11 protein-coding genes are annotated in these 10,567 nt (G+C 73.6%); 5 read left to right on the plus strand and 6 right to left on the minus strand.

Features of this window, described 5'->3' with window-relative positions; translation table 11 throughout:
* Positions 1-62 precede the first annotated feature (62 nt).
* Positions 63-578 (plus strand): hypothetical protein, encoded by a 516-nt coding sequence (locus tag CS2_RS11090; protein WP_156442106.1) that lies wholly within the window; start codon positions 63-65, stop codon positions 576-578.
* 84 nt (positions 579-662) lie between these two features.
* Here CS2_RS11090 and CS2_RS11095 read toward each other — a convergent pair whose 3' ends face one another.
* The 4 genes from CS2_RS11095 to CS2_RS11110 form a co-directional block, all read right to left on the minus strand.
* A complete protein-coding gene (locus tag CS2_RS11095; RefSeq protein ID WP_070320047.1) occupies positions 663-2,297 on the minus strand; it encodes a GH39 family glycosyl hydrolase in 1,635 nt (544 codons plus the stop codon).
* A 79-nt stretch (positions 2,298-2,376) separates the two neighbouring features.
* Positions 2,377-3,276: a carbohydrate ABC transporter permease gene (locus tag CS2_RS11100; protein ID WP_070320052.1), complete on the minus strand. Its 900-nt coding sequence runs from the start codon at positions 3,274-3,276 to the stop codon at positions 2,377-2,379.
* Between the two features lie 13 nt (positions 3,277-3,289).
* A complete protein-coding gene (locus CS2_RS11105; protein ID WP_046529625.1) occupies positions 3,290-4,234 on the minus strand; it encodes a carbohydrate ABC transporter permease in 945 nt (314 codons plus the stop codon).
* 64 nt (positions 4,235-4,298) lie between these two features.
* Complete coding sequence (locus CS2_RS11110; protein WP_070320053.1) at positions 4,299-5,612, minus strand: ABC transporter substrate-binding protein; 1,314 nt, start codon at positions 5,610-5,612, stop codon at positions 4,299-4,301.
* A gap of 187 nt (positions 5,613-5,799) precedes the next feature.
* Here CS2_RS11110 and CS2_RS11115 point away from each other — a divergent pair, with 187 nt between their 5' ends.
* Complete coding sequence (locus CS2_RS11115) at positions 5,800-6,840, plus strand: LacI family DNA-binding transcriptional regulator (RefSeq protein ID WP_070320048.1); 1,041 nt, start codon at positions 5,800-5,802, stop codon at positions 6,838-6,840.
* Positions 6,841-6,858: 18 nt separating this feature from the next.
* Here the strand turns inward: CS2_RS11115 and CS2_RS11120 are convergent, their stop codons facing one another.
* A complete protein-coding gene (locus CS2_RS11120) occupies positions 6,859-7,656 on the minus strand; it encodes a hypothetical protein (RefSeq protein ID WP_156442108.1) in 798 nt (265 codons plus the stop codon).
* A gap of 208 nt (positions 7,657-7,864) precedes the next feature.
* Between CS2_RS11120 and CS2_RS11125 the strand changes: the two genes are divergently transcribed.
* Positions 7,865-8,464, plus strand: a complete 600-nt coding sequence (locus CS2_RS11125) for a VanZ family protein (RefSeq protein ID WP_070320050.1) — start codon at positions 7,865-7,867, stop codon at positions 8,462-8,464.
* A 51-nt stretch (positions 8,465-8,515) separates the two neighbouring features.
* Entirely contained in the window at positions 8,516-8,701 is a 186-nt protein-coding gene (locus tag CS2_RS11130) for a hypothetical protein (protein WP_046529629.1), read from the plus strand.
* A gap of 63 nt (positions 8,702-8,764) precedes the next feature.
* Here CS2_RS11130 and CS2_RS11135 read toward each other — a convergent pair whose 3' ends face one another.
* The gene (locus CS2_RS11135) at positions 8,765-9,607 is read right to left on the minus strand and encodes an SMP-30/gluconolactonase/LRE family protein (protein ID WP_174524302.1); all 843 of its coding nucleotides are present in this window, start codon (positions 9,605-9,607) and stop codon (positions 8,765-8,767) included.
* A 447-nt stretch (positions 9,608-10,054) separates the two neighbouring features.
* On the opposite strand from CS2_RS11135, the gene CS2_RS11140 reads away from it, so the two are divergent.
* The coding region (locus CS2_RS11140) for an endo-1,4-beta-xylanase (protein WP_174524303.1) at positions 10,055-10,567 on the plus strand (513 nt) is incomplete at its 3' end.

Here is a 10,567-nt window from a genome sequence, read left to right on the forward strand (position 1 = left end):
CGGCGCTCACGTCACGCGCGCACGCCCCGACCCCACGGACGGACCTGTGGGAGGGTCCCCCTGTGAGCTCCGGGATGCCCGACGCGCTGCGCGCGTTCCTGTCTCTCTCGTGGCGGTGGTCGCTGCGCACGTGGCTGACGTACGTCGCCCTCACGATCGTCCCCGCGCTGACCCCGTGGCAGTCGACGCCGTCCAGCCCGGGCGTTGCCGACCAGGGGTACCTCCTCATGACGCTGGCCGCCTGGCTGGTCTTCATGGTCCCCGCGTTCGTCGTGATCGGACTCGCCTGGGCGGCGGCGGTCTGCCTCGCGCTCCGCGTCTCCCGCGGCGGCAGGCGCGCGAGCGCCGTCACCTCGGGGGTCGTCTGCGTCACGGTCGTCGTGGTGGGCTCCCTCGCCCTGTCCGACCCGCGGCCCGTGGACCTGGCGGCGTACGCGGCCGCGGGCGTCGCGCTCGGTGCCGCCGCTGCGTGGCTCACGTGGCGCGACACCGCGCGGATCGGACCGGTCGGCGACTGGGTCGACCGGCTGACCGCCGGACGATCGCGGCGAGAGCCGGCGCCGGACGCGCGGGGCTGAACCCGGTGCACGACGCACGACGACGGCGGGCGCCCTCCCCAGGTCGCCCGCCGTCGTCCGTCGCGCCCCTCCGGACGCCCGCCGTCAGGCCGGCGTCACCGACGCGACCGCCCACGCGGGCAGCTCGAGGTCGATGTCGAGCACGCCGTCGGCGTCGACGACCAGCTCGGTGCGCCACAGGTCGTCGGCCACCGCGCGCAGCCGCGCCGTCTGCTCGCGCGTCAGGTTGAGCGGCTCGCCCATCGCGTGCCACGCCTCGGCGACGTTGCCGTGCTCCCAGTCGACGCGCTCGACCGCGTACCGCGCGCCGGGCACCAGGCCGTCGACCGTGTGCCGCACGCGCCGCGCGGGGCCGGCCTCGGCGAGCGCACGCGTCTCGGCGTACGAGTCGGCCGAGCCGACGGGACGGCGGCCCATGTCGGCCGGGTAGTTGAACAGCACGGCCGCGACGTCACCGGTCGCCGAGTCCCGCGTGACCACGCCGTGGTCGGTGTCGAGCAGCAGCGTGTCGCCCAGGCGCGCGAGCATCGCGAACGCGTGGAACGTCGGCTTGTGCAGACCCTGCTCGTTGACCAGGCCGAAGCCGCCGTGGAACGGGCCCAGGCCGGCCCCGCCCTCCTCGAAGACGTCCGTGAACGTCCAGTACGCGAGCGAGTCCGTGAGGTCCGCGCTGCGCAGGAACGCGCGCGTCACGTACGTCGCCGCGAACAGCGTGTCGTGCATGCGGTCCCGGCTCGACGGCGACGTCGACCACTCGGTGATGTGCAGCTCGGCGTCCGGGTACGGGCTCGCGGCGATGATCTTCTGCATCGTCGTGAGGTCGTCGGGCGTCGCGTCGACGTGGCGGCGGATGTGCCGCACCTCGCCGTTGGCCCCGAACGCGAAGTCCGTCGGGTACAGGTGCGTCGTGAGGAAGTCGACCGGCAGGTCGCGCTCGGCGCACCACGCGATGAACTCCTCGATCCACACGGGCTGCCAGTCGAGCGCGTCGACGTCGGCGGCCGCGGCGGTGCCGTGCGTGCGCGTCGGGTCCTCGACCTCGCCCCGGTAGCGGTCGTCGGGGACGAACACGCTGGTCGACGGCCCGCCGACCAGCAGCCGGTCGTCGACCGAGCGCACCGCGCGCACGGTCGCCTCGTACAGCTCGAAGTACTGCGTGCGCGTGCCGGTCCAGAAGTGCGGCACGAGGTTCGGCTCGTTCCACACCTCGAAGCGCCACTGCCGCACCTCGTCGACGCCGTAGCGGTCGACCCAGTGCTGCACGGTCGCGCGCACGAGCTCGGCCCACGCGCCCATGTCGTTGGGGGGGCTGCAGTGCGCCTTCCACCAGAACAGCGTCTCGGTCTGCGTCGCGAGCGCGCGCGGCATGAACCCCAGCTCGACGAACGGCCGCGCGCCGACGTCGAGGATGAAGTCGACGACCTTGTCGACGTAGCTGAACGTGATCACCGGCTCGGGCAGCACGTTGTCGGGGCCGAAGCCGCCGCCGTACGTCGCGCGGTACACGAACATGTCGTCGTGGAAGATGCCGTGGAACCGCACGGTGCGGGCCCCGAGCACCTCGACGGCCTCGCGGAAGTGCGCCTGCCAGTCGGCGCGCAGCGCCTCGTTGGCGCGGCCCGCGCCGAGGCACGCGTTCCACACGTGGCGCAGCGGGCGCTCCTGCGGCGTCGCGCCGTCGACGCGGTGGCGGGCGGGGGTCGGCGTGAGGTCGGTCATGCGGGGATCTCTCCTCGGGCGGGTGGTCCGGCGGGCGGTGCGGGTGGCGCGGGCGCGTCGGCGCCCCGGCGCCGGGCCGTCATCCCTTGACGGCGCCGAGCGCGAGGCCCGACTGCCAGTACCGCTGCAGCGACACGAAGGCGAGGATGAGCGGCACGATCGTCAGCAGCGACGACGTGATGACGAGATTCTGCAGCAGCTCGCCGTTGCCCGCGGTCGACGCGAGCTTGTTCCACTGGTTGATGCCGATGGTCAGCGGGTACCACGCGGGGTCCTTGAGCATGATCAAGGGCAGGAAGTAGTTGTTCCAGATCGACACGACCGAGAACAGCAGCACCGTGACGGTCGCGGGCCCGAGCAGGGGCACGCCGATCCGCCAGAACGTGCGGAACGGCCCGGCGCCGTCGATCTCGGCGGCCTCGAGCAGCCCGCCCGGCACGGCCTCGGCCGCGAACACCCACATGAGGTACAGCCCGAACGGGTTGAGGAACGACGGCAGCAGCACGGCCCACGGCGTGTTGGTCAGCCCGAGCTGCGCGAACAGCAGGAACTGCGGGATCGCGAGCGCGATGCCCGGCACCGAGATCGACCCGAGCACGACGAACAGGAACGCGCGCTTGCCGGTGAACCGCAGCTTGGCCAGGGAGTACCCGCCGAGCGCGGCGAGCGCGGTCGACACCGACGCCCCGACCACCACGTAGAGCAGCGTGTTCAGCAGCCAGCGGACGAAGATCCCGCCGTTGTACGTGAACACCTGCCCGATGTTGTCGAGCAGCGCGAACGAGTGGCCGGGCGCCAGGCCCGGGGTCGTGACGAAGTCCGGCTGGGTCTTGGTCGCGTTGATGACGAGCCAGACGAGCGGGAGCAGGCAGTAGAGCGCGAACAGCGCGGTGACGAGCGTGAGCGTGAGGCTCTTGCGCGGGTTCGCGATGGTGTGCAGCGGCCGGTTGCGGGGCCGCGGCGGTGCGGTCGTGGTCATGGTCATCCCCGGGTCACTGGTCGAGGGCACGCTTCATGCCCCGGATCTGGACGGCGTACGCGATGGCGATCGTGAAGGCCGCCATGACGAGCGCGAGCGCCGCGGCGTAGCCCTGCTGCGAGCCTGTGAACGCGAGGTGGTACGCGTAGAGGTTCGGCGTGTAGTGCGTCGTGATGCCGCTGTTCGCGACGAGCGACGGCAGGATCTGCGGCTCGTTGAAGATCTGGAACGTGCCGATGATCGAGAAGATCACCGTGACGACCAGGGCGCCGCGCATCGCGGGGAGCTTGATCGCCTGGATCACGCGCCACTGGCCGGCGCCGTCGATCGCGGCGGCCTCGTACAGCTCGTGCGGCACGGCGCGCAGCACGCTGTAGAAGATCAGCATGTTGTAGCCCGTGAACGCCCACGTCACCATGACGCCGATCGAGATGAGCGTCGTGCCGGGCTGGAACGGGTTGAGCGACCAGCCGAGCCAGTCGTTGAGGTCCCGCACGAGGCCGTAGCGGATGCCGAGCATGAAGCCCCACATGAGCGTCGCGACGATCGCCGGCACCGCGTACGGCAGGAAGATCGACACGCGCAGCGTGCGCTCGCCGCGCAGCCGCCGGGAGTCCAGCGCGAGGGCGAGCGCCATCGCGAGCGTGAGCATGACCGGCACCTGCACGGCCGTGAACAGCACGACGCGCCCGGCGCCGTCCCAGAACAGCTCGTCGCCCATGAGCTTGGCGTAGTTGCCGAGCCCGGCGAACGTGCGGCCGCCGACCAGGCGGTCCTGGAACAGGCTCAGGTACGCGGCGTACCCGATGGGGACGAGGAAGACGACCGCGAACAGCGCGCCGAACGGCGCGACGAACGCCCAGCCGACCTGCCGTCCGCGGCGGCGCCGGCGTCGCGGGGCGGGCAGGTCCTCCGCCGCGGCGGGCGGGACCTGCGGTGCGCGCACGGTGGCGCTCATGTGCTGCTCCTCCCGGGTGGGCCGGGCGTCGCGGGGACGGGTCCTCGCGACGCCCGACGGCGGCTCAGTCGACCTCGAAGCCCTGCTCGTTGCCGTACTCGACCATCCGCGTCTTCCACGTCTCGAGGACGTCGGCGAGCGTGCCCTGGCCCGAGCTGTACAGCGGCGAGGCGATGTCCTCGTAGATCGACCGGGCCCACTCGAAGAACGGCGGGTACTGCCACCCGGTCGCGGTGGTGGCGGCGACGTCGGCGAGCACCTCGCCGGTGCGCTGCCCGCCGAAGTAGGGGTTCTCGGTCGCGCGGAACTCGTCGCTCTCCAGCACGCGCGTGCTGGGCACGAACGCACCAGCCTCGACGCGCGGGTCGAGCCCGTCGCCGTGGGTCACGTACTCGAGGAACGCGTAGGCCGTCGCCTTGTTGCCGGCGGCCTCGGGGATGCCGAACGCGGACCCGCCGTTCTCGGCGCCGACCTGCTGGCCGGCCTCCCACTGCGGCATGGGCGCGACGCGGTAGGCGCCGGCGGCGTCGGGCGCCCGCTCGGGCAGCGTGGAGGTGAGCCAGCCGCCCATGTTCTGCGACGCGAGCGAGCCGTCGTTGAGCGCGCGGTTCCAGTCGTCGGACCACGCGGCGATCTCGGTGTTGACGAGGTCCTCGTCGATCATCTTCTGCCAGAACGCGACGGCCTTGGCGGTGCCGGCGTCGGTGAAGTCGATCGAGACCGTCGTGCCGTCGACCTGGAACGGCCGGCCGCCGGCCTGCCAGATGAGCGACAGCAGGAAGAACAGGTCGTTCGAGTCCTGCGCGATGTAGTGGTCGGGGCCGAGCCCGCGGATCGCCTTGGCGGCCTCGTAGTACTCGTCCCACGTGGTGGGCGCCTGCGTGATGCCGGCCTGCGCGAAGACGTCCTGGTTCCAGAACATCACCGCGGGGCCGAAGTCGGACGGCAGCGCGTAGACGCCGTCGTCGACGCTCACGTGGTTCCACGCGGAGGCGACGAAGTCGTCCTCGAGCTCGTCGGCGCCGAACGGCGTGAGGTCGGCGAGCTTGCCGGGGATCGCGAAGTACGGGATCGCGAAGTACTCCATCATCACGAGGTCGGGCACGCCGGAGCCCGCCTGGATCGCGTTGTCGAGGGCCTGGTACTGGTCGAACGACGAGCCCGCGTTGACCACGTCGACCTCGACGCCGGGGTGCGCGTCCTCGAAGCCGTCGACCGCGCGCTCGATCGTGCCGTCCCAGCTCCAGACGGTGATCTTGCCGCCGACCTCGCCGTCGGCCGCGTCGTCGGGCGTGCCGCCGCCGGTCGAGCAGGCCGCGAGCGCCGCGGCGGCCACGAGGGCGACGGGCGCGAGCCTCGCCTTGGTGCGGAGCCGCATGGGGTCCTCCTCCACTCTCGTCGTCGAGAGACGTTCGATCGAAACAATTTCGCAAACGTTTTGGTGCGCGGCGACCGTACAGCGGCGTCACGACGCGGGTCAAGGGGAACCCTCGCCGCGTGATGGGCCAGATTGCGGCGCAGCGGCCACGACCGATAGGGTCGAAACAATTTCGCAGGAGGCAGGCATGGCGGGCAGAGCACCCCGGGGACGCATCACCCTCGACGACGTCGCGGCACGCGCCGGCGTCTCCAAGGGCACGGTCTCCAAGACCCTCAACGGCCGCAGCGACGTCGCCGAGGACACCCGGCGACGCGTCCAGGAGGCCGTCGCCGCGCTCGGCTACCGGCCCAGCACCGAACCGCCCGCCCCCACCCGGTCGGGCTCGCTCGCCGCCGTGCTCGACAACCTCGAGTCGCCCTACATCTCGCACGTCCTGCAGGGCGTGCTCGCCGCCGCCGACGCCGCGGGCACCGACCTGCTCGTGCGCGTCGCGCCCGAGCGCCCAGCCCGCGAGACCCCCGACGTCGCCCGGGCCTGGGTGCGCGACCAGGTCGCCGCGGGCGTCGTCGGCGTCGTCGGCCTCACGCTCGGCGGCGCGCACGCGCTGCTGGCCGCCGCCGCCGAGGCCGATCTCCCGTTCGTCATGGTCGACCCCGTCGGCGTCCGCGACGACTCGGTCGTGAGCATCGGCGCCACCAACTGGGAGGGCGGCCGCACCGCGACCGCGCACCTGCTGGGCCTCGGGCACCGGCGCATCGCGTGGGTCGGCGGCCCCGCCGCGTCGGCCGCGTCGCGCGAGCGGTTCCACGGCTACGCCGCGGCGCTCGACCAGGCGGGTGTCGAGGTGGACCGCAGCCTCGTGCACGAGGTCCCGTTCACGGTCGACGCCGGGTACCGCTGCGGGCTCGAGCTGCTCGCCGCCGCGCAGCCACCGACGGGGGTCGTGTGCGGCGACGACGAGATCGCGGTCGGCGTGCTCGCCGCCGCCCGCGAGCGCGGCGTGCCCGTGCCCGCGCGGCTCAGCGTCGTCGGGTTCGACGACACCCCGCAGGCCACGTGGACCACCCCGCAGCTCACGACCGTGCACCAGCCGCTCACGGGCATGGGCCGCATGGCCGTCGAGACCGTGCTCGCGCTGGCCGCGGGCACGCAGCCCGCGTCACGTCAGGTGCAGCTCGTCACGACGCTCGTCGAGCGCGGGTCCACCGGCCCCGCGAGCGGGTGAGCGCGGCCCGGCCCCGCGTCAGCGGTGGACGATCGGCTCGTCCGCGGCGAGGTCGACCAGCAGGTTCTCGTCGTCGCCGACCCACAGCCCGCCCAGGCGGTGCACCTCGAGGTACCAGGGCGACGCGGTGCGGTTGCCCATGCCGAACGGGTCCATGAACGTGCCGCCCAGGTGCGTGGACGCGAACCGCTCGTAGCAGTCGTCGACCTTGACGTACCCGTCGTCGCCGTCCTCGGGCCAGTCCACGGGCACGCGCCCCGCGTTCGGGTCGTCGCGCTCCACCAGGTACAGGTCGCCGAACAGCCCGAACCGCTCGCGCGCGGGCGGGTCGACGTGCTCGGTCTCGTCCACCACGGGGTTGAGGCGCGGCCGCGCCGTGCGCGGGCCCGTGAGCTCGTCGCGCGTGAGCAGCACGACCGCGTAGAAGCAGCCCGTGTCCTGGTCGCACAGCACGTGCGCGTGCTCGTGCGGCCGCGACGCCGCGACGTCCTGCCAGAACGGGTCGGTGGGCGCCGGGTCCGCGAGCGCCTCCGTGACGAACGCGGGCGCGGGGAGGAACCCCGTCTCGTCGACCCACTCGAACACCGAGACCGCCACCAGGTCGGGGCTGCGGCGGCGGTACTCGGGGGGCAGCTCGAGCGTCGCGCAGTGGATCATCGGCTGGCGGGTGCGCGGCGACCGGGGCCACGTGGCGGGGTCGAGCGCGGGCCCCTCGGGCCCTGCCCAGCCGGCCGGCACGGGCGCGGGCCCGTCGGGGCGGTGGGCGTGGGCGCGGTCCGCGCCCACGACGACGTCGTACGCACGGGCTCCCTGCACGTCCGCCATGCTGACACGCGCGTCACCTCCCCGCGCGCCGCCGTCACCCGTCGTCGCACGGAACCACCCGCGACTTCACTCGAACGCACGCGTCTCATCCCTGCGACGTACCCCGCGCGTGCATGTCCCGACCAGGGGCGGATCCGGCGGCGTCACGGCCGCACCTAGCCTCGACGAGGCGGCGCGGTGCCGTCGTCGACGAGAGGGGGTGGGCGCGGCCGTGTGGTTCGACACGCTGTTCCAGCAGACGCCGAACGCGCCCGCCGGCCTCGCCGTCACGGTGCTGGTCGTCGCGGCGGCGACCCTGCCCCTCGCGCGCCGGCTGCGCGTGCCGCCGCTCGACGTGGCGGCCTGGCTCACGGCGCTCGGCGTCGTGCTGTCGCTCACGCTCAGCCCGCGCCCGGCCACGGCCGGCACGGCACCCGTGTGCGCGCTCGACTCGTGGTCGCCGCTCGGCCTGGGGAACCTGCTGGCGTTTGACCAGCGCGCCGCGAACGTGGTCCTGCTCGTGCCGCTCGCGCTGCTGTCGGGCCTCGTGCGGGACCGCCGGCTCGCGCGTGCGGCCCTCCTGACGACCGCGGCGCTGCCGCTGCTGATCGAGGCCGTGCAGTACGCCGCCCCCGCGCTCGGCCGCGTGTGCGACTCCGCCGACCTGGTCGACAACCTCACGGGCGTCGCCGTCGGTGCCGCCGTCGGCCTGCTGGTGCGGGCGGGGCGCGCGTCGGGCCGGTGGGCGACCGCCGCCGCACCCGGGGTCGACGCGTGGCCGGTGGAGCCCGCCGCGCAGCCGTCGCCCGCCGGGCGCTGAGCACCCGCCGCCCGACGTGCCGCACCGCCGCAGCCGTGCGACCGTGGGCGCGTGAAGCGCATCCTCACCGTCGTCGTCCTGCTCGCCCTCGTCTGGCTCCTGCTGTCGGTCCTCGGGGCCGTCGTCAAGGGCCTGCTCTGGCTCTCGGGCGTCGGGCTCGTGCTGCTCGCGCTCACGGTCGCGTACGGGTGGTGGAAGCTGCGCGGACCGTCGTCACGCGGCGGGTCGACCGTCTGAGCCCGTCGACCGACCGGCCCCGTCGACCGTCTGGGGTCGTCCCGGTCGGCGGCAGTGAGACGGTCAGCCCGCGTACGGCAGCACGGGACGCCCCGGCACGTCGACGCGCACGCGGAACAGCGCGCCAGCCGCGGGCTCGGGGTCGTCCAGGTTCTCGCGCGACGTCGTCACGTAGAGGTCGCGCAGGTCGGGGCCGCCGAGCGTGCACGCGGTCGTGAGGCGCACGGGCACCTCGACCTCGGCGAGCACGTCGCCGCGCGGCGAGAAGCACCGGACCAGGCCGTCGCCGTTGAGCGCGACCCAGACGTTGCCGGCGGCGTCGACCGTGAGGCCGTCGGGGCTCGCGTCGCCGTGGTCGACGAACGTGCGCCGGCGCGTCAGGCGCCCGTCGACGACGTCGAACACGTCGGTGCGGCCCGTGGGGGTGTCGTCGTAGTAGGCGAGCGTGCCGTCGGGCGAGACGTCGACGCCGTTGGAGATCGTCACGTCGTCGAGCACGACCTCGACGTCGCCGTCGGGTGCGATCCGGTAGAGGGTCGCACCGCCGGGGGCCGCGTCGTAGGGCATCGAGCCCGCGTACAGCACACCCGCGGCGTCGCAGCCGCCCTCGTTCATGCGCACGCCCGGGTCGGACCACAGCTCCGGCAGCGGCGTCGGCAGCGCGTCGGGGGCGTCGGCCAGGCCGATCCCGCGCGCGAGCCCCACGACGTACCCGCCGCGCGTGCGCGGCCGCACGAACGCGGCGATCTCGCCGACGTGCAGCCGGTCCACCGTGCCGTCGTCGCGCAGCGTCAGCAGGTCGCCCGCGAGCAGGTCGACGAACCGCAGGCCGCCCCAGGTCGGCGACCAGCACGGGCCCTCGCCGTGGTAGGCGACGGCGTCGGTGACCTGCTCGGCTCGCAGCACGGTGCTCCTGGGGTGGGTCGGGCGGGGTGCGGGGTCGGGCGGTCGTGCGTCCCGAGCCTGGTGCCGGCGCGGGCGGCACGCACGCCGGGCCACGCTACCGGGGGCCGTGCGGCCCGCGCCGTGCGCACCGGCCCGGCGGTCGCGTGCGGCGTTGCGGCCGTCAGGAGGCCGCGACGCCGCACGCGTCCCGGACCGGGCCCGCGTCGACAACTATCGACGGCTCCCGGGGCGGCGTCACCGGTGCGCCACCGGCTGCGCGCCGCGCGCGGGCGCCACGTCACGCCGTCCGGGCGCCCGGTGGACGCCCCTCCCCCTCGCACGATCGGGCGAAAGTTGCGGATCTGTAGCGTTTATGTTCGTTGACGCCCTTCCTCCCGGGTCGGACAGTGAGTCCCCCTGCCGGCCGGTTCAGTGCTGATCCCGCGGCCGGCCGACCAAGGAGGAACGATGACCAAGCTCCGACGTGGGAGCGGGCGCGGCGCACGTGCTGCCGCCGCCGTCGCCGTCCTGACGCTCGTGGTGACCGGCGTCGCCGCCGGCAGCGCGCAGGCGGCGGGCTCGACGCTCCAGGCGGCCGCCGCCGAGAGCGGGCGCTACTTCGGCACCGCGATCGCGGCGCAACGCCTCAACGACTCGACGTACTCGACCATCGCGAACCGCGAGTTCAACATGATCACCGCCGAGAACGAGATGAAGATGGACGCGACGGAGCCGTCGCAGAACCAGTTCAACTACACGAACGGCGACCGGATCCTCAACTGGGCGCTGCAGAACGGCAAGCAGGTGCGCGGGCACGCGCTCGCGTGGCACTCGCAGCAGCCCGGCTGGATGCAGAACATGTCCGGCACGGCGCTGCGCAACGCGATGCTCAACCACGTCACGCAGGTCGCGACGCACTACAAGGGCAAGATCTACGCGTGGGACGTCGTCAACGAGGCGTTCGCCGACGGCTCGTCGGGC

Origin of the sequence: Cellulomonas iranensis NBRC 101100 = JCM 18110, from assembly GCF_001552375.1 — a bacterium.
Lineage (GTDB): Bacteria > Actinomycetota > Actinomycetes > Actinomycetales > Cellulomonadaceae > Cellulomonas > Cellulomonas iranensis.

What these genes read in the sequence shown, in the direction of transcription:
- CS2_RS11095 (WP_070320047.1), bottom strand. Translation starts at nt 2,297, where the DNA reads ATGACCGACCTCACGCCGACCCCCGCCCGCCACCGCGTCGACGGCGCG.
- CS2_RS11100 (WP_070320052.1), bottom strand. Translation starts at nt 3,276, where the DNA reads ATGACCACGACCGCACCGCCGCGGCCCCGCAACCGGCCGCTGCACACC.
- CS2_RS11105 (WP_046529625.1), bottom strand. Translation starts at nt 4,234, where the DNA reads ATGAGCGCCACCGTGCGCGCACCGCAGGTCCCGCCCGCCGCGGCGGAG.
- CS2_RS11110 (WP_070320053.1), bottom strand. Translation starts at nt 5,612, where the DNA reads ATGCGGCTCCGCACCAAGGCGAGGCTCGCGCCCGTCGCCCTCGTGGCC.
- CS2_RS11115 (WP_070320048.1), top strand. Translation starts at nt 5,800, where the DNA reads ATGGCGGGCAGAGCACCCCGGGGACGCATCACCCTCGACGACGTCGCG.